This window comes from Lentzea alba (assembly GCF_011067745.1).
GTDB lineage: Bacteria > Actinomycetota > Actinomycetes > Mycobacteriales > Pseudonocardiaceae > Lentzea > Lentzea alba.
Genome location: NZ_JAAMPJ010000008.1, coordinates 49,886 through 68,037 on the forward strand (window position 1 = coordinate 49,886; position 18,152 = coordinate 68,037).

Annotated in this window: 21 protein-coding genes; 15 read left to right on the forward strand and 6 right to left on the reverse strand. The window is 69.3% G+C overall.

The window, feature by feature from the left end:
* The first annotated feature begins 49 nt into the window (after positions 1-49).
* The 8 genes from era (at position 50) to G7043_RS27500 (ending at position 8,270) form a co-directional block, all read left to right on the forward strand.
* Entirely contained in the window at positions 50-946 is an 897-nt protein-coding gene (era, locus tag G7043_RS27465) for a GTPase Era (RefSeq protein WP_166050366.1), read from the forward strand.
* A 163-nt stretch (positions 947-1,109) separates the two neighbouring features.
* Complete coding sequence (recO, locus tag G7043_RS27470) at positions 1,110-1,868, forward strand: DNA repair protein RecO (protein WP_166050368.1); 759 nt, start codon at positions 1,110-1,112, stop codon at positions 1,866-1,868.
* A gap of 59 nt (positions 1,869-1,927) precedes the next feature.
* On the forward strand, positions 1,928-4,804 hold the full coding sequence (locus G7043_RS27475) for an NACHT domain-containing protein (protein ID WP_166050370.1): 2,877 nt from the start codon (positions 1,928-1,930) through the stop codon (positions 4,802-4,804).
* 50 nt (positions 4,805-4,854) lie between these two features.
* Positions 4,855-5,673 carry an isoprenyl transferase gene (locus tag G7043_RS27480; protein WP_166051036.1) on the forward strand — a complete coding sequence of 273 codons (819 nt, stop codon included), beginning with the start codon at positions 4,855-4,857 and terminating at the stop codon, positions 5,671-5,673.
* Positions 5,670-6,068: a YbjN domain-containing protein gene (locus tag G7043_RS27485; RefSeq protein ID WP_166050372.1), complete on the forward strand. Its 399-nt coding sequence runs from the start codon at positions 5,670-5,672 to the stop codon at positions 6,066-6,068. Before G7043_RS27480 ends, G7043_RS27485 begins: the two co-directional genes overlap by 4 nt.
* 23 nt (positions 6,069-6,091) lie before the next feature.
* Entirely contained in the window at positions 6,092-6,523 is a 432-nt protein-coding gene (locus G7043_RS47725; RefSeq protein WP_207311805.1) for a hypothetical protein, read from the forward strand.
* Positions 6,520-7,530: a permease gene (locus G7043_RS27495; RefSeq protein ID WP_166050374.1), complete on the forward strand. Its 1,011-nt coding sequence runs from the start codon at positions 6,520-6,522 to the stop codon at positions 7,528-7,530. The genes G7043_RS47725 and G7043_RS27495 overlap by 4 nt, the downstream gene beginning before the upstream one ends.
* Entirely contained in the window at positions 7,527-8,270 is a 744-nt protein-coding gene (locus G7043_RS27500; RefSeq protein WP_166050376.1) for a TIGR03943 family putative permease subunit, read from the forward strand. The genes G7043_RS27495 and G7043_RS27500 overlap by 4 nt, the downstream gene beginning before the upstream one ends.
* 175 nt (positions 8,271-8,445) lie before the next feature.
* Here G7043_RS27500 and G7043_RS27505 read toward each other — a convergent pair whose 3' ends face one another.
* Genes G7043_RS27505 through G7043_RS27515 form a run of 3 tightly spaced genes read right to left on the reverse strand, consistent with a single transcriptional unit; the run spans position 8,446 to position 9,427 of the window.
* On the reverse strand, positions 8,446-8,847 hold the full coding sequence (locus tag G7043_RS27505; RefSeq protein ID WP_166050378.1) for a Fur family transcriptional regulator: 402 nt from the start codon (positions 8,845-8,847) through the stop codon (positions 8,446-8,448).
* The gene (locus G7043_RS27510; protein WP_166050380.1) at positions 8,844-9,194 is read right to left on the reverse strand and encodes an ArsR/SmtB family transcription factor; all 351 of its coding nucleotides are present in this window, start codon (positions 9,192-9,194) and stop codon (positions 8,844-8,846) included. Before G7043_RS27510 ends, G7043_RS27505 begins: the two co-directional genes overlap by 4 nt.
* 11 nt (positions 9,195-9,205) lie before the next feature.
* Positions 9,206-9,427, reverse strand: a complete 222-nt coding sequence (locus tag G7043_RS27515) for a hypothetical protein (RefSeq protein ID WP_166050382.1) — start codon at positions 9,425-9,427, stop codon at positions 9,206-9,208.
* Positions 9,428-9,501: 74 nt separating this feature from the next.
* Between G7043_RS27515 and G7043_RS27520 the strand changes: the two genes are divergently transcribed.
* Positions 9,502-9,876, forward strand: coding sequence for an antibiotic biosynthesis monooxygenase (locus tag G7043_RS27520; RefSeq protein ID WP_166050384.1), 375 nt, complete (start codon positions 9,502-9,504; stop codon positions 9,874-9,876).
* Here G7043_RS27520 and G7043_RS27525 read toward each other — a convergent pair.
* A complete protein-coding gene (locus G7043_RS27525; protein WP_166050386.1) occupies positions 9,863-10,540 on the reverse strand; it encodes a hypothetical protein in 678 nt (225 codons plus the stop codon). The two genes, G7043_RS27520 and G7043_RS27525, sit on opposite strands and share 14 nt — an antisense overlap.
* Positions 10,541-10,633: 93 nt before the next feature.
* Here G7043_RS27525 and G7043_RS27530 point away from each other — a divergent pair, with 93 nt between their 5' ends.
* From G7043_RS27530 to G7043_RS27540, 3 genes are all read left to right on the forward strand, one after another.
* A complete protein-coding gene (locus G7043_RS27530) occupies positions 10,634-12,019 on the forward strand; it encodes a glycine--tRNA ligase (protein ID WP_086665917.1) in 1,386 nt (461 codons plus the stop codon).
* A gap of 69 nt (positions 12,020-12,088) precedes the next feature.
* A complete protein-coding gene (locus G7043_RS27535; RefSeq protein ID WP_166050388.1) occupies positions 12,089-12,385 on the forward strand; it encodes a hypothetical protein in 297 nt (98 codons plus the stop codon).
* Positions 12,386-12,390: 5 nt separating this feature from the next.
* Positions 12,391-13,251, forward strand: a complete 861-nt coding sequence (locus tag G7043_RS27540) for a hypothetical protein (protein WP_166050390.1) — start codon at positions 12,391-12,393, stop codon at positions 13,249-13,251.
* Between the two features lie 13 nt (positions 13,252-13,264).
* On the opposite strand, the gene G7043_RS48625 is transcribed toward G7043_RS27540, so the two are convergent.
* Positions 13,265-14,167, reverse strand: coding sequence for a serine hydrolase (locus G7043_RS48625; RefSeq protein ID WP_166050392.1), 903 nt, complete (start codon positions 14,165-14,167; stop codon positions 13,265-13,267).
* A gap of 16 nt (positions 14,168-14,183) precedes the next feature.
* On the reverse strand, positions 14,184-14,915 hold the full coding sequence (locus G7043_RS27550) for a Type 1 glutamine amidotransferase-like domain-containing protein (protein ID WP_166050394.1): 732 nt from the start codon (positions 14,913-14,915) through the stop codon (positions 14,184-14,186).
* 66 nt (positions 14,916-14,981) lie between these two features.
* Here G7043_RS27550 and G7043_RS27555 point away from each other — a divergent pair, with 66 nt between their 5' ends.
* From G7043_RS27555 to G7043_RS27565, 3 genes are all read left to right on the forward strand, one after another.
* Positions 14,982-15,656 (forward strand): YdcF family protein, encoded by a 675-nt coding sequence (locus G7043_RS27555; protein ID WP_166050396.1) that lies wholly within the window; start codon positions 14,982-14,984, stop codon positions 15,654-15,656.
* Positions 15,656-16,894 carry a deoxyguanosinetriphosphate triphosphohydrolase gene (locus G7043_RS27560; protein ID WP_166050398.1) on the forward strand — a complete coding sequence of 413 codons (1,239 nt, stop codon included), beginning with the start codon at positions 15,656-15,658 and terminating at the stop codon, positions 16,892-16,894. Before G7043_RS27555 ends, G7043_RS27560 begins: the two co-directional genes overlap by 1 nt.
* Positions 16,895-17,136: 242 nt before the next feature.
* Positions 17,137-18,144, forward strand: coding sequence for a serpin family protein (locus tag G7043_RS27565; protein ID WP_166050399.1), 1,008 nt, complete (start codon positions 17,137-17,139; stop codon positions 18,142-18,144).
* Positions 18,145-18,152 lie beyond the last annotated feature (8 nt).

Sequence of the window (18,152 nt, forward strand, 5' to 3'; positions counted from 1 at the left end):
TCCCGGGACCGGCGACAACCCTGTTGCCGGTGCCGGGGACAATGGACGGATGGATGGTTACCGCTCCGGGTTCGCGTGCTTCGTCGGCCGGCCGAACGCAGGGAAGTCGACGCTGACGAACGCGCTGGTGGGCACCAAGGTCGCCATCACGTCCAGCAAGCCGCAGACGACCCGTCACACGATCCGCGGCATCGTGCACCGCGAGGACGGCCAGCTGGTGCTCGTGGACACGCCCGGCCTGCACCGGCCGCGCACGCTGCTCGGCCAGCGGCTCAACGACCTGGTGCGCGAGACGTGGTCGGAGGTCGACGTCGTCGGCTTCTGCGTGCCCGCGGACCAGAAGGTCGGCCCCGGCGACAAGTTCATCGCCGCCGAGCTCGAGAAGGTCGCCAAGCGCACGCCCGTGGTCGGCATCGTCACCAAGACCGACCTGGTGTCGCAGCAGCAGGTGATGGAACAGCTGCTCGCGTTGCAGAAGGTCATGGAGTTCGCCGAGATCATCCCGGTCTCTGCGGTCGACGGCTTCCAGGTCGACAAGCTGAGCGACCTGCTGCTGCAGAAGCTGCCGGAGGGCCCGCAGCTGTTCCCGGACGGCGACCTGACCGACGAGCCGGAGCAGACCCTGGTCGCCGAGCTGATCCGCGAGGCCGCGCTCGAGGGCGTGCGCGACGAACTGCCGCACTCCATCGCCGTGGTGGTGGAGGAGATGCAGCCGCGCGAGGGCCGCAACGACCTGATCGACATCCACGCGTTCGTGTTCGTCGAACGGCCGTCGCAGAAGGCGATCATCCTGGGGCACCGGGGCGAGCGGCTCAAGCAGGTCGGCATGGCCGCGCGCAAGCAGATCGAGGCGCTGCTGGGCAGCCGCGTCTACCTGGACCTGCACATCAAGATCGCCAAGGACTGGCAGCGCGACCCGAAACAGCTGCGCCGCCTGGGGTTCTAGTGCCGCGACCACCAGCCTTCGCCGCGCCTTCCGGCGCTCAGCAGGGCACCTCGCGGCACCGGCCCCGCACCCACAGCCAACCAGGATGAGGATGCGGGGCCGGCACCACGACGCACCCGTCTGAACGGCGAAATACGAGGCAAAGGCTGGAGGTCACGGCACTATGGCCAACCTGTACCGCGACACCGGCATCGTGCTGCGCGTGCAGAAGCTCGGTGAAGCGGACCGGATCATCACCTTCCTGTCCCAGCGGCACGGCAAGCTCCGGGCCGTGGCGAAGGGCGTGCGCCGCACGTCGTCGAAGTTCGGCGCGCGGCTGGAGCCGTTCTGCCACGTCGACGTGCAGTTCCATCCCGGCCGGTCGCTCGACATCATCACCCAGGTGCAGACGCTGGACGCGTTCGGCGTTGGCATCGTCACCGACTACCAGCGCTACACGGCCGCGTGCGCCATCTTGGAGACCGCTGACCGCCTCACCGCCGAAGAGGGCGAACCGGTCGTGCGGCTCTATCTGCTCGTCACGGGTGCGCTGCGCGCGTTGTCGGCCGGCGAACGTGATCCGTCGCTGCTGCTGGACGCGTTTCTCATGCGTGCCATGGCGTTCGCCGGTTGGGCGCCCGCGGTGAACGAATGCGCCAAGTGCGGCACTCCGGGCCCGCACCGGGCGTTCAGCGTCCAGGCCGGCGGCACGTGCTGCCCGAACTGCCGTCCGCCCGGCTCGGCGTCGCCCTCGTCGGACACGCTGACGTTGCTCTCGGCGTTGTTGCACGGCCAGTGGAACGTGGTCGACGAGATCCCCCACGTGGCCCGGCGGGACGCGAGTGGCCTGGTCGCGGCACACCTGCAGTGGCACCTGGAGCGCCAGCTCAGGTCCCTGCCCCTGGTCGAACGCAAGGCCAAGGACGACGGCCCGCTGGGCTGATCGGGCCAAGTTCGCGTCACGAGCGGAAATGCCGCTCAAGATCTCTGTAGTTTCGCCGCGTGGCAGATCCGGCGCTGTTGGCACTCGCGGGGCAGTCGGCGGCGGAAGCCGTTGGGGTGATCGCCGTCCGCGCTTCCGCGAAGGGGTGGAAGGAGTCGCTCGACGCCGTCCTGCCGGCACCGGAGGCCGTGCGGGAGAACACGGCGTGGGCCGAGCTGGAGCTCGCCCGCGCGCACCAGGACGCCGTGGCCGGCTACCTCTCGGGACGACTCTGCGCCGGACTGCTGGAGCTCTTCACCTTCCTCGAGCTCTCGGCCGGCGACCGCACCGAGGAGCAGGACAAGCTCGCGGAGACGTTCGTCGAGGAGTTGGCGGCCGAGCTGGACCTGCCGGGCGAGCGGGCCACCGCGATCGGCACGGCGTTGTGGGTGCAGCTGCGCGACACGGTCCGGCTCGCGGTCGTCGAGCTGAAGCAGACGGGTGCGCTCGACGAGAACGACCTGGTCCACGCGACCCGGATCGTCCAACGGCCGGGCACGACGAGCGATGGCCACCCGATCTCGCAGGTGGTCGTGGACCGGATCGAGATCGCCGCGGACCACCGCCGCGTCAACGCCGCGCACGCCGCCGTGAAGTCGATCAAGCAGGAGATGCGCAGGCGGTTCGCGAAGCTGGTGATGCCGCACTCGCGTGAGGACTACCGGGTCCCCATCGAGGACATCTACGTCAACCGGGTGCTGGCGCCGTGGTCGTCGGCCGGCTCCGTGGGGACGGCGATCTCCGAGGACGACCTGGCCGAGCGCCGGTTCGTGGTGATCGGCAACCCCGGCGCGGGCAAGAGCACGTTCATCCGCCGGATGATGTACCAGCTCGCGGTGGAGGACAGCAGGCTCGCTCCGATGGTGCTGGAGCTCAAGGACCACCAACGGCTGGACGAGTCCTACGCGACGTTGCTCGCGGAACGGCTCGGCGTGCTGACGCAGCACGACTACGACGTCGGCGTGGTGCGGGACGTGCTCGCACTGGGGCTCGCGGTGATCGTGTTCGACGGCATCGACGAGATCAGCGACGTCGACCGGCGCCGTGCGACCGTGGAGGCGATCGAGGCGTTCTGCCTGCGCTACCCGCTGGTGCGCGTGGTCGTGACGGCACGGGAGGAGGGCTATTCGAGCGCGCGGCTCGACCCCGACCTCTTCCCGGTGTTCCACCTGCCCGACTTCACCGATCCGCAGGTCGAGACCTACGTCGGGCGCTGGTTCCGGCTGACCTCGGGCCCGCACCACGCCGACCCCGAGCAGCGGGTCGCGATGTTCCTGCTGGACAGCGTGCACGTCGGTGACCTGCGCACGAACCCGTTGATGCTCTCGCTGCTGTGCATGATCTACGAGTACGACGGCTACATCCCGGAGAACCGGCCGCAGGTCTACGAGCAGTGCGCCGAGCTGCTGTTCGAGCGGTGGGACCGGGTGCGGCAGCTGCCCGGCGCGTACCGGCCCAAGGACCAGCACCGCTACCTGGTGCAGGAGCTGGCCTTCTACTTCTTCAACCGGGTCGACTCGCAGGGCGGCGAGACCGAGGCGAAGCTGCGCGATCTGATCGGGGACTACTTCGCGCGCAACGTCGTCGGCCGCGGGGGAGCCGCGGCCACGACGGCCGCGCAGGAGTTCCTCGACTACTGCGGCGGCCGGGCGTGGTTGCTGACCAGGACCGGCGTGAGCGCCCGCGGGGAGAAGCTCTACGGGTTCACCCACCGGACGTTCATGGAGTACTTCGCCGCGTGCTTCATGGTGAGGCACTGCAACGGCGCGCATGAGCTGGTCAGCCGCATCCGGCCGTTGATCGTGAGCGGGCAGAGCGAGGTGGTGCCGCAGATCGCGATCCAGGAGCTGGACCGGCGGCTGGTGCGGGCGATCGACGACTGCCTGACGCTGCTGGTGTTCGACCAGCACGGTGAGGGCAGGCAGAACCCCGTGCTGCTGGAGTTCGCGCTGAGGTCGTTGCGGTTCATGAGCCCGACGCCCAAGACGCAGCTGGCGCTGTACCGGCAGGCCGTCCGCGTCGTCGGCACCACGCTCGACAGCGCGGTCCTGACGCTGCTGCTCGACCTGCCGGAGGAGAACTGGCCGCTGCTGCGCAAGCTCTGCCACGAGCTCCTGTACGAAGGCACCGGGCCGGACCAGGAATCGGTGTCGCCGCGGTTCGGTGCCGGTCTCGTCGTCGTGCTGCTCGGACAGTGGGGCCGCGCGGTGCCCGGCGGTCCGCGGACGCCACCGCTGAGCATGCTGCGCCGCGACGCCGACGACGTGCTGCCGTCGGCGCGTGAGCTGAGCCGGCTCAGCAAGAAGGCACCGGACGTCGTGCTCCGCATGTGGGAGCGGGACCTGCTGCAGGCACGTGACCTCGTCGAGCTCGTGGGGCCGCAGGTGTTGCTGGACGACGTCGACGGGCCGCTGCCGACCGCGCTGCGGCGGTTCTTCTCGTCCGGTGGGCTCGACCCCGAGCTGGAGTACATGTTCCGGGTCGTCGCGCAGGACGTGCGGAGCGTGCGGAGGATGTCCGCTCCCGTCACCGCGGCCCTGATCGAGGTGGCCAGGCGGTTCAGCTACATCAGCGAGCTGTTCCCGCTGTACGCGCCGGAGGACGGCAAGACCGCCGAGCACGTCGCGGGCTTTCACCGGCTGTACCTGTTCACGTTGTGCGCCGGCGTGTCGCACGGTCTCGACGTCGAACCCGTGGTGCAGGGGATCCCCGGTCTGCGCGCGTGGGCGCACGCCGTGCGCCGCGGCGCGCTGTCGGGCCGGACCGGCAAGAGGATCCTGCCGGAGGACCTGCGGGAGATCGTCCCCGAGCTGCTGCGCCGGACCGGGCCGTGTGACCACTGGCAGGAGGCGTTCCGGCACTGGCTCGGGGGATGGGAGACGGGCAAACGGCGCTAGCGACTAGAGTTCGGCGCATCCCGATCGCTGGTGAAAGGATGCCGAGCCCCATGCTGCGTCGCCGCCGCTCCGAACGCGAGAAGCGCGTCCCGCGCCCGCCGGAGCCGCACCCGTCCGGCGCGGTGCCCCCGCAGATTCCCGCCGAGTTCGTGCCGAAGCACATCGCGATCGTGATGGACGGCAACGGCCGGTGGGCCAACCAGCGCGGACTGTCCCGGGTCGAGGGCCACAAGCGCGGTGAGCAGGTCGTCGTCGAGGTCGCCAAGGGTGCGATCGAGATGGGGGTGAAGTGGCTGTCGCTGTACGCCTTCTCCACCGAGAACTGGCGCCGCAGCCCCGAAGAGGTCCGGTTTCTGATGGGCTTCTCGCGCGACGTGATCCACCACCGCACCGACGAGCTCGACGAGCTGGGCGTCCGGGTGCGCTGGGCGGGGCGCCGGCCGAAGCTGTGGCGCAGCGTCATCAAGGAGCTGGAGATCGCGGAGGAGCGCACCCGCGACAACGACCGGCTCAACCTCGCGATGTGCATCAACTACGGCGGGCGCGCCGAGATCGGTGACGCCGCCCGCGAGATCGCACGGCTCGCCGCCGCCGGGCAGCTCAACCCGGACAAGGTCGACGAGAAGACCCTCGCGCGCTACCTCTACCAGCCCGAGATGCCGGACGTGGACCTGTTCATCCGGCCGTCCGGGGAGCAGCGCACGTCGAACTTCATGCTCTGGCAGTCCGCGTACGCCGAGCTGGTGTTCCAGGACATCCTGTGGCCCGACTTCGACCGCCGCGACCTCTGGCGCGCCGTCGAGAAGTTCGCCGAGCGCGACCGCCGCTTCGGTGGTGCGATCGACAAGCCCGATTCGGAGGTGTCGTGAACGCGAGCGGTGAGGCTCTCGAGGCCGCGCGCAAGGCGTTGGAGCTCTTCCACGACGTCTCGGTGGACGACGACGGCGCGTTGAGCTTCCGGCACGGCGACGTGCCGTGCGCCGTGCAGGGCATGGAACTGGCCGACGGTCTGACGGTGCTCTCGCTGACGGTCGTGGTCGCGTGGGACCTGGTCGGCGACGTGGCCGTGTGGGTGGCCGAACGCGCTGGTCAGGGTCTGTTCGGCACGCTCGGCGTCATCGCGTCCGACCGGGGCACGGACGTGATGCTGCGGTACGCGTTCCCGGCGGACGGTCTCAAGCCGGAACCGCTGAGCACGCTGCTCATGCTGGTTGTGTCGACCGCGTCGCAGGTGCGCGGCGAGCTCCTCTCCCGCTTTTCTTGAGAAAGGACCCTTCGATGGGTGGCGTGATCATTTACGAGCCGGAAGAGGACTCGGACGTCAACGAGTTCCCGTGGACCGTCACGTTCGAGCCGTCGGGCGGCGACGACTGGGACTCGTTCATCTGCGGCCCGTACGAGCGTGACCACGCCGTCGCGCTGGCCGAGGCCGTGGCGCTGGACGACGCCGAGGGCGGCGTGCTGGCCATCGTGAAGCCGATGCTGCCCGCGCTGTCGGCCGAGGACGTCTCCGCCACCATCGAGGAGCTGCGTGAGGCCGCCCTCGAAGAAGAGGACGAGGCGGAGACGGTCAACGGCACGCCCGTCGACTTCGACGACGACGAGGACCTCGAGGAAGAAGAGGCCGAGTTCGCCGAGCCGCCGTCGCCGGAGGAGATCCGCGAGGGCATGGCCCGCACCTACCGCCGTCTGCTCGACCTGGATGCGGACGCGGAATGACGATCACCGGCGAGATCCGCTCGTCGAAGCGGCGCTCGGGCCCGCCTCGGCTGAAGATCACGTCGCTGGAGGTGCTGTGCGGGATCCTCGTTCTCGCACTGCTCTTCCAGTCACGGCTGGTCGACCTGCTGGACGTGCCGAAGCTGCGCACCGCGTCGACCGTGTTCGTCGCGATCTGCGTGCAGGCCATGCCGTTCCTGGTCCTGGGCGTGCTGATCTCCGGCGCGATCGCGGCGTTCGTGCCGGCTTCGGCGCTGCGCCGGTTGCTGCCTTCCAAGACGGCTCTGGCCGTGCCCGTGGCCGGTGTCGCGGGCGTGGCCCTGCCGGGGTGTGAGTGCGCTTCGGTGCCGGTCGCCCGGAGGTTGATGCAGCAGGGCGTCGCGCCGGCCGTCGCGTTGACGTTCCTGCTGGCGGCGCCCGCGGTGAACCCGATCGTGCTGGTGTCGACCGCGGTGGCGTTCAACGACACCCCGATGATGGTCGTCGCGCGGTTCGTCGGGTCGCTGCTGACCGCGATGGTCATGGGCTGGCTGTGGGTGCGGTTCGGCAAGATGGAGTGGATCGCCGAGCGAGCGCTGGCACGCCTCGGGGACCACTCCGGTCAGAACAAGTGGGCCGTCTTCGCCGAGAGCGCGCGCCACGACCTCGTGGACGCCGGCGGGTTCCTCGTCCTGGGCGGGCTGTTCGCGGCGGCGTTCAAGACGTTCGTGCCGGTCGCGTGGATGCAGACCCTGGGCGGCCAGATCGTGCTGGGCGTGCTGGTGATGGCCTTCCTGGCGGTGATCCTGGCGCTGTGCTCGGAGGCGGACGCTTTCGTGGCCGTCGCCTTCTCCGCGCTGCCGTTGCTGCCGCGGCTGGTGTTCCTGGTCGTCGGCCCGGCCGTCGACGTGAAGCTGATCGCGCTGCAGGCAGGTGCTTTCGGCAAGTCCTTCGCCTTCCGCTTCGCACCCGCTACCTTCGTGGTGGCGATCTTGTGCGCTGTCGTGACGGGAGTGGTGCTGCTGTGAGGCGGGAAACCCAGAACATCCTGCTGGTTCTGCTCGGCGGCGCGCTGCTGAAGATCAGCTTCTCGGGCCTGTACCTGCGTTACGTGCAGAAGGGCCTGCTGCCGCTGCTGATCGCCGCCGGCACGATCATGATCGGGCTGGCGGTGTTCGCGATCGTGCAGGACATCCGGCGGGCCAAGGCGGCTGCCGAGGGCGACCACGACGGTCACGACGGCCATGACGGTGACGAGCAACAGCATTCACACTCGCACTCGTCGCGCTCGACCTGGTTGATGCTGCTGCCGGTGATGGCGGTGTTCCTGATCTCGCCGCCCGCGCTGGGTGGCGACGTGGTCAGCTCGGCCGCCGACACGAACCAGACGCAGCGATCCCGCAACCTGCTCGGTGAACTGCCGTCCGGTGACGTCATCCCGCTGTCCATGACGGAGTTCGTCACGCGCACGGCGTGGGACGAGTCCGGCACGCTGGACAACCGCCGCGTGAAGCTGACCGGCTTCCTCACACGCGCGGACAGCGACACGTTCGTCGCGCGGCTCGCGATCTCGTGTTGCGCCGCGGACGCCCGGCCGTTGAAGGTCCGGCTGACCGGGGACGTGCCCGCGCTGCCCAACGAGCAGTGGGTGGAGCTGACCGGCAAGGTCGTGCCGAAGTCGGCGTCCGAGAAGAACTCGTGGGTGCCGAGCTTCACGGTGGAGTCGTCGACCTCCGTGGCCGAGCCGGTCGAGCCCTACGAGTCCTGACCCGAAACCCCGCTGATATCCGATATATCAGCTACCGCGTGACCGCTCGCCCAGCCCTTTGCAACGAGTCTTTTGCGGACGAAGTCCAAAGACCCATTGCTAAGGCGCAGGTGAGCGGCAGCGACGGTGCTGATATATCGGATGCGGGTGGCCTGCGCGGGGCTTGTGGCGCGGGTCAGGCCTGCTTGAGCTTGGCCGTGCACTCCGCGCACGTGCCGAAGATCTCGACGGTGTGGCTCACCTCGGAGAAGCCGTTCTCGGCGGCGACGCGGTCGGCCCACTTCTCGACGGCCGGGCCTTCCACCTCGACCGTGCGGCCGCAGTGGCGGCACACGAGGTGATGGTGGTGGTGCGCCGAGCAACGGCGGTAGATGGCCTCGCCCGAGTCGGTGCGCAGGACGTCGACCTGGCCCGCGTCGGCCAGGGACTGCAGGGTGCGGTAGACCGTGGTCAGGCCGATGCCCTCGCCGCGGCGGCGCAGTTCCTCGTGCAGTTCCTGGGCGCTGCGGAAGTCGTCCAGTTGGTCGAGCAGGTTCGACACGGCCGTGCGCTGCTTGGTGGACCTCAGTCCGCTCACAACTTCTCCTCGACGTGCGTCACAGCGTCCACGACGATGTGCGCCAGGTGTTCGTCTACCAGTCGGTACACGACTTCGCGGCCGTGTCTCTCGCCGTGCACCACGCCCGCCGACTTCAGCACCCGCAGGTGCTGGCTGATCAGCGGCTGGGCCACTCCCAGGGCCTCGACCAGTTCGTGCACGCAGCGGTCGTGCTCGCGCAGTTGCAGCACGATGGCGATGCGCACCGGAGCGGCCAGCGCGCGCAACAGGTCGCCGGCCTCGGCGAGGGTGTGCGCGGCGCGAGTCGGGGCGGGCGCGGGGGCCGCGCGTTCGGGGGAGTGCTCGCCGTGCAGCTGGACGGTCATGACGGCGCACCTCACCTGGTAGGGATTTTCACAACCAATTCTACGGTGATGACGACCAGTACCAGCAGGACCACCACGCGCAATGTGCGGTGAGCTGGTGAAAGAACCTTCCAGGTGGCCGCCAGCAGCACGCCGGCACCGATGATCAGCAGGCCCAGCAGGACCGCGCCGACCGTTCCGCCGACGAGCACACCGGTGACGAACAGCCCGAGCACCAACACGAACGCCACCACCGGGCGGACGCGGGCGAGAGGGCCTTCGCCGGGCAGGAGAGGGCGCTTGGAGGTCACCGTGCCATCCTTGCACCGTGCTGCTGGTGTGCCGGTTCCGCGTGTCCGATCCCGAGACGTTCACCTCGCGCGTCGAGCAGGCGTTGAAGCTCCTGACCGCGCAGCCGGGGTGTGAGCGGGGCACCTTGGCGCGGTCCACCGACGAGGACGACCGGTGGGTGCTCACGGTCGAGTTCGATTCCGTGGTGGCTTACCGGCGGGCGATGTCGCCGTTCCCGGTGCGCGAACACGTGATCCCGTTGCTGTCCGAGGCGCTGACCGACGAGCCCGCGATGTACGAGCCGACGCTGACCAGCGCCGGTGGCGAGGTCGAGGAGCACACGAGCCTGCTCGCCGAGGACGCGTTCACGGTGCGGCTCGGCGAGGCGGCGGGGCCGGCTAAGCCTCGCTAGCGATCTTGCGCATCTCCTCGAGGAACTCCTCGTCGGAGCCTTCCGGCAGCAGTTCCAACGCCTCGCGCGCGGCCTGGGCGGCTTCCGCGGGCCGGTCGAGCCGGTGCAGCGTCTTGGCTCTGCCGTAGGCCGCGTAGGGAGCGGGCGTCTTCTCGAACGCCGCGAGCGCGGCGTCGAAGCGCTCGTTCTCGAAGTGGTGCCAGCCGAGGTTGTTGTAGAGCGGCCCGAGCCAGTGCTCCAGCTCCGGGTGCTCGGCGATGAGGTCGAGGCCGACCTGCGTCCACTTCTCCGGGTCGTCGACCAGCGCGACCATGTGCGCGGCGTCGGCGGCGAGCCACAGGTCGCCGCGCTTCTTCGCGAGCACGAACGACGCCACGAACAGCGGCTGGGCCTTCTCGGAGTCACCGCCGGAGCGGAAGAGCCGCCCGCGTTCGAGCAGGGCGCGCACCCGGCCCGTGCCGTCCGCGTCGGCGAGCACGTCCGCCTCGTCGACGAGAGCGTGACCTGCCGCGAAGTTGTCCCGCAGGCCCTCGACGCGGGCGAGCTGGGTCAGCACCTCCGCGCGCTCGTCGTCGGTCTCGACGGTGTCGAACAACGCGCGGAACCTCGCCTCGGTGCCGTCCAGGTCGGCGAAGTCCCACAGCTCTCGCAGCCGGTCTTCCATTCGTGCAGCGTAAGGCCACGGTCGCCCGTTCGGGGCGCAACGTGACGGGCTAGGCTTGGGCCCCCGATTCTCATTCCCCCGATGGAGTTCCCGTTGGCCGCCGATCGCATCGAGACCGTTGTCAGCCTCTGCAAGCGCAGAGGGTTCGTCTACCCCTGTGGGGAGATCTACGGCGGTACCCGCTCGGCGTGGGACTACGGACCTCTGGGTGTCGAGCTCAAGGACAACATCAAGCGCCAGTGGTGGAACTTCATGGTCCGCGGCCGCGAGGACGTCGTGGGCCTGGACTCCTCGGTGATCCTGCCGCGTGACGTGTGGGTCGCCTCCGGTCACGTCGAGGCGTTCGTCGACCCGCTGGTCGAGTGCGAGTCGTGCCACAAGCGGTTCCGCGCCGACACGCTGTCCGAGGAGTACGCCGAGCGCACCGGCAAGGAGATCGCCGAGGGCGACGTGTCGGACGTGCCGTGCCCCAACTGCGGCGTGCGCGGCCAGTACACCGAGCCGAAGATGTTCAACGGCCTGCTGAAGACGCACCTCGGCCCGATCGAGACCGAGGAAGGCCTGCACTACCTGCGCCCGGAGACCGCGCAGGGCATCTTCACGAACTTCCTGAACGTGCAGACGACGTCGCGCAAGAAGCCGCCGTTCGGCATCGGCCAGATCGGCAAGTCGTTCCGCAACGAGATCACGCCGGGCAACTTCATCTTCCGCACCCGCGAGTTCGAGCAGATGGAGATGGAGTTCTTCGTCGAGCCCGGGACGGACGAGGAATGGCACCAGTACTGGATCGACGAGCGCACGCGCTGGTACACGGATCTCGGTGTGTCGAAGGAGAACCTGCGGCACTACGAGCACCCGAAGGAGAAGCTCTCCCACTACTCGAAGCGCACCGTCGACATCGAGTACCGCTTCCAGTTCGGCGGCCAGGAGTGGGGTGAGCTCGAGGGCATCGCGAACCGCACCGACTTCGACCTCACCACGCACTCGAACCACTCGGGCGTCGACCTGTCGTACTTCGACCAGGCCACGAACTCGCGCTACAAGCCGTTCGTCATCGAACCGGCGGCCGGTGTCGGCCGCCCGATGATGGCGTTCCTGCTCGAGGCGTTCACCGAGGACGAGGCCCCGAACGCCAAGGGCGGCGTGGACAAGCGCGTCGTGCTGAAGCTCGACCGCAGGCTTGCCCCGGTGAAGGTCGCCGTGCTGCCGCTGTCGCGCAACGCCGACCTCTCGCCGAAGGCCCGCGACCTGGCGACCGCGCTGCGCCGCAACTGGAACGTCGACTTCGACGACGCCGGCGCCATCGGCCGCCGCTACCGCCGTCAGGACGAGATCGGCACGCCGTTCTGCGTCACGGTCGACTTCGACACGCTCACCGACCTCGCCGTGACGGTGCGGGAGCGCGACACGATGTCGCAGGAGCGCGTGGCGATGGACCAGCTCGAGGCCTACCTGGCCGCTCGCCTGATCGGCTGCTGAGCGGTCGGTTCTCCCGCGGCGGTGGGACCCTCGGCCGATGATCGTCATCGGCCGGGGTGAGTCGCCGCAGTGGGTGTGGGTGTCGGCCGCGCACGTCCAGCGGGTCAGGGCGCGGCGGGCGCACCCGTGCTCGGCGCGGCGGTGGTGCTCGGGATCGCGCTCGTCGCGGTCGGACTCGCTTTGCCGAGCGCGGACAGCCCGATCAACGTGATCGGCGTGCTGATCGCGGGCTTCGCCGAGGTGATGAGCCCGCTGCCGGTCGACGCCTGGTCGGCGGTGTACCTGGTGTTGCTGGCCGCGGTCGTTGTGCCGGGCGGTGTCGCGTTCTGCGCCGCAGGCAACATCCTCGGGCGGTTTCGCGTGTAGAAGGCATGACGGGGGAACAGCTCAGGGGGCGCGGCCGGGTGGTGGCCGCGGTGGGGGTCGGACTCATCGCCTGGATGGTGGTGGCCGCGGCGCTGGCCGAGGTCGGGAATCCGCGCGTGCTCGTCGCCATCGCGGTGAGCGGCGGACTGGTGTGCCTGTGCGCGGTGGCGGGCGGTGCGGTGGCGACGCGGATCACCGACGCGGCGTCGGCCGCTCGGCTGCGGCACGTGTTCGTGGTGCTCGAAGGTACCGCGCTGGCGCTGTTCTTCCCGTTCTACTGGTTCGGGCTGGGCGTCGAGCCCGCGCAGGGGAGCGGAGTCTTCGCCCTGGGGGTCGTGCTGGCGATCACGGTGCCGGTGGGCATCTCCTTGGTGCTCGCCGTGCTGAACAGTCGAGCCGTGCACGTGTTCGTCGTCGACGCCTTCGGGCCGATCGTCACGGACTCCGGCTCCGGAGCGCCGGCGCAGCGGATCAGGCTGCTCGGCACGGTGCTCGTCACGGTGGGGGTCGCGCTGTCGGCCGGTGCGTTGGCGGTGACGTTCACGGCTTCGTCCGACTGGCTGTTGCTCGAGGTGATCGGACTGCTGGTGACGGTCACCCCGGTGCTGCTCGGGGCGCGACTGACGCGGGTCACGGACGTCTACTCGGCGAGGCGGCGCAACGTCGGCATGTACCTGATCGTCCCCGGCGCCAGCGGGTTCGCCGTGTCGAAGTTCGGTTCGGTGGGCGGCGTCGAGGGGATGCTGTTCGGAGCGCTGACCTTCGGCGCGATCGTGCTCCTCGTTGTCGCGCTCGTCGTGCTGCGCGAGTACACCGGTCAGTGGGACCGGCCCTGGCGCGAACCGAGGCGGGCGGCCAACCGTTGAGTCGGCCGTGTGCTCAGCTGTTGACGCCGAGCTTCACCAGGACGGCCTTGGTGACGGCGTCGATCGACTGCCTGGCGATGGTCCAGGAGCCGGTCGGGTTCGTGGTGAGCACGGCGACGGCGTAGCGGTTGTCGAGGACGCCCGCGCTGTGCAGGTAGACGTCGCTGGGCAGGTAGTACATCCAGCCCTGCTTGGCGTAGATCCCGGTGACGCCGAGCAGGCCGAATGCCTGGTCGAAGCCGTCGGCGGCGGTGGCCGGCGCGGACGACAGCGCCGCGACGATCGTGTCCCGCACCGGTGAGCCGAGGATGTACTGGTAGAGCCGCACCATGTCGTTCGCGGTGATGACGACCTCTCCCCACTGCGACGGGTCGTCCGGGGTGTGGGTGCCGGTCAGGCCGGCTTCGGCGGCGACACGGCCGATCGCGTCCATGCCGTCGAACCTCGTCCACAGCACGTCCATCGCGTTGTCGTCGCTCGCGCTCAACGCTCGGTGGATCAGGTCTTGGTCGTCGTCGGACAACGGCTGTTGCAACGCGTCGACGGCGAGGATCAGCTTCGACAGCGACGCCGAGTAGAACGGCTGGTCTCCCTGCTCCGAGACCACCTGGCCGGAGTCGAGATCCATGACGGCGACGCCGACGTCGGACTTGCCGCCCTCCGCGGCGGCAGCCGTCAGGTCCGCTGCCGATATATCGGATATCGCGGACGGTTCGGAGGTCACCGACACATCAGGACTCGTATCCGATATATCAGGGCTGGCCTGCGATATATCGGGATCGGATTCAGAATCCGTATCCAATACATCGGGGCCACGCGATATATCAGCTGACGGCTTCGCGTGCGCGAGGCACGGCGAGGCATCCGGGATGGCGAAAACGCCCGCCGCGAGCAAGATGATCAGAAGCCAGCGCACACGTCCAAGGTCCGTCTCACAGGAGCCTGGTGTCGAGCTTTTCCTCCTGTGCGGTTGCTGAAGAATCCTCCCTGACCACGACATATGCACCAGAACCGGGACGTTCCGTCACCGCCTCGACGAGTTCGGTGCCCCGATACAGCAGGCCGACACCGTCGTCGGTGCAGTAGGTCGTCGGCAGCACCCCGGTGGCGACGGCCTCGTGGATCTTCGGGCGGCGCTGCTCCTCGGAGTCGTAGTGCACGCCGTTGCCGTAGGGCAGGAAGCCGAGGCCGTTCGTGACGATCCGCAGGTCCGGGCCGAACGAGTCGGTCGCCCCACCCGCGTGCCAGCAGATCGAGCCCGCCGACACGCCGCTGAGCACCACACCGGCCTCCCACGCCTTGCGGAAGATCGCGCCGAGCCCGTGCACCTCCCACACCGCGAGCAGGTTCGCGACCGAGCCGCCGCCCACCCAGACGACGTCGTTCGACAGCACATAGCTCTCGAGGTCGTCGGTCGGCGGCATGGTGAAGAGGTTCAGGACGGACACCTCGACGCCCGCGATGCTGCCCGCTTCCGCCATGTTCGCGTTCATCCACCGCTGGTCGCCGCCGGCCGTCCCGACGTAGCAGAGCCGCGGCTTGCGGCCCTCGACACCGGACAGGTCCAGCGCGAAGTGGATCAGCTTGCCGAATTCGACGAAGGTCCGGTGACCGGAGCGCAGGCCGCCGGAGGTGGCGAGGATGGTGGGCTGCTCAGCAGGCATGACCATGATCCTCGCAGGAGCATCAAAGCAGGGTCGTCAAAGCAGGGCCCGCCCGGTTCTGGAACCATGCATGGGGTGCGGACCCCACCCCTCAAACCCTTGGCCAGAATTCGTCGGATCGTGTTGCGTCTGTTGTTCGGCGCGCTGATCGTCGGTGTGCTCGTGGTGGGCGGCACGGCTTTCCGGGTGTGGCAGGTCGCGCGGGTCGACGACTGGACGAAGGCCGACCTGGCCGTCGTCCTCGGCGCCGCCCAGTACAACGGCGTCCCGTCCGACGTGCTCGAAGCCCGGCTGGAGCACGCGCTCGGCCTCTACGAGGCGGGTGTCGTCGGCTACGTCGCCACGACCGGCGGCCGCCAGCCCGGCGACAACTTCACCGAGGGCCAGGTCGGCAAGCTGTGGCTGGTCAAGCGCGGGGTTCCCGAGGACCGCGTGCTGCAGGTCGGCGAGGGCGCGGACACGCTCGGGTCGCTCAGGGCCGTCGCGTCGGTCGCCAAGGAACACGACCTGACGACCGCCGTGATCGTCAGCGACCCGTGGCACTCGCTGCGCGCCCGCACCATGGCAGAGGACGCCGGTCTGCACGCGTGGACGTCACCGACCCGCAGCGGTCCGAACGTGCAGACGCGTGAGACGCAGTGGTTCTACATCAAGCGCGAGACCGGAGCGCTGCTGTACTACCGCCTGATGAAGGCGCACGCCGGCGTGTTCGACGAGCTCAAAATGCCTAAAATCGGCTGATGGGATACACCGGCCACGACGAGGAGCGGCTGCTGCCCGAAGACCCCAAGAGCGCCGCGCTGCCGGGTGCCCGCAAGGACACGCGCACGCCGTTCTCCCGGGACCGGGCCCGCGTGCTGCACTCCGCGGCGTTGCGCCGGCTCGCGGGCAAGACCCAGGTCGTCGGCCCCGGCGAGGGCTCCGAAGTCACCGGTGTCCCGCGCACGCGCCTCACGCACTCGCTGGAGGTCGCACAGATCGGCCGTGGCATCGGTGAGGAACTGGGCTGCGATCCGGACATCGTCGACACCGCCGGTCTCGCGCACGACATCGGACATCCGCCGTTCGGGCACAACGGCGAGAGGGCGCTGAACGAACTCGCGGGCCCGTGCGGTGGCTTCGAGGGCAACGCGCAGACGTTCCGCATCCTCGCCCGCCTGGAACCCAAGACCGCCCACGGACTGAACCTCACGCGCGCGGTGCTCGACGCGTCGACCAAGTACCCGTGGGCGCGCACGCCGGGCGTGGTGAAGTTCGGCGTGTACGACGACGACCTCGAGGTGTTCGACTGGATGCGCGCAGGCGCACCGGAACGAGCGCAGTGCATCGAGGCACAAGTGATGGACTGGTCCGACGACGTGGCGTACTCGGTGCACGACGTCGAGGACGGCGTGCTGGCCCACCGCATCAGCCTCGGCGCGCTGGCTCGGCCCGACGAACGCGGCGCCATCGCGTCGCTCGCCGCGAAGACGTTCTCCGACGAGTCCGTGACCACGCTCGAAGCCACCGCCGAGGAACTGCTCACGCTGCCGGTGATCGCGTACTGGACCGACCACGAGTACGACGGCTCGCTCGGCGCGCAGGTGGCGTTGAAGAACCTCACCAGCGAACTGGTCGGCCGGTTCGCGAGCGCCGCGGTCACCGCGACCCGCGAGGTGCACGGCGACGGCGCGCTGACCCGCTACTCGGCGTCGCTGGAGGTCCCCCGGCAGGTGGCCGCGGAAGTGGCGCTGCTCAAGGCGATGGCCGTCCGCTACGTGATGAGCGACCCGGCCCGCCTGGCCATGCAGGCGAAGCAACGTGACCTGATCGCCGACCTCGTCACCCGTCTGATGGAACGCCCGACGCTGTTGGACCCCGCGTTCCGCCCGGTGTTCGCGGCCGCTTCCTCTTACGCGGCACGGCTTCGCGTCGTCATCGACCAGGTCGCGCTGCTCACCGACGCGCAGGCCGTGGCCTGGCACCGCGCATCGGCGTAGCTTCGAAGGCATGGCGGACGAATCCAGACCGCCAGGCCGAAGATGGCCGTGGCGCAGACCAGCCAGAGAAGCCGTGCCCGTGGGCTTCGACGACCAGGGTGATGACGACGACGGTAGCGCCGGTGTGCGCGAACCCCGTCACCCCAAGCCTCTCGGGCCGATGGGAGGAGCGGGGGAGCGGCCCGTCCCAGATGATCCGATCGTGATGTCACTGCCAGATCCACGCCAATAGGGGAGTTCCCGTGACCGATCAGGCCGACTTCGCCCTGAGCATGCACCGCGTCGCCGTTCCTGATCCGTCCATCAACGCGTGCTGGTCGCCCTTCTCGGTGGCCAGCGCGCTCGCGTTGGCCCGCGAGGCCGCGCGCGGCGAGACCCGTGCCGAGCTCGACGCGCTGCTGACCGACTTCGACCCGTCGGACGCGCTGGACGTGCCGGAACTGGCCGTCGCGAACACGTTGTGGGCCGACGACTACCTGAAGTTGAACCCGGACTTCTCGCTGACCTCGTCGGTGCGCCGCACCGCGTTCTCCGACCCCGCGACGGTCCGCAAGCTCGTCAACACCGACGTCGCCGAGACCACCCGCGGCCTGATCCCCGAACTGCTGACGAGCCCGCCGTCCCCGGACGCCGCGGCGATCATCGTCAACGCCCTCTACCTCAAGGTGGGCTGGCGCAACCCGTTCACCGCCTGGGAGACCGCTGACCAGCCGTTCCACGCGCCCGGCGGCGACATCTCCGTGCCGACGATGAAGGTGACCGAGAAGTTCCGCTACGCCCACCGCAACGGCTGGCAGACCGTCGTGCTGCCGGCGGACTCCGGGGTCGAGGCCGTGATCCTGCTGCCGGACACCTCACTGGAGCAGCCGCTCGACCCGTCGGTCTTCGAGACCTCGAACCGGGTGAACCTGGAGCTGTCACTGCCCAAAGTGGACGTTCGGGAGAAGTTCCACCTCAAGGGCGTGCTGGAACGACTGGGGGTCCGGCGCATGTTCGCGCGCGACGCGGACTTCAGCGGACTCTCGCCGGACGAGCGCCTGTTCGTGGACGAGGTGATCCACGAGGCCGTGCTGCGCCTGGACGAAGAGGGGCTGGAGGGCGCGGCGGCCACCGCGATCACCTTCCGGACGGTGTCGTTCGAGATCCCGACCGAGCCGATCGTGGTGACCGTCGACCGGCCGTTCCTGCTGGCCGTGCGGCACGCCCGGTCCGGCGCGGTCTACTTCCTCGCGCAGATCGCCCGTCCGTGATCATTTTC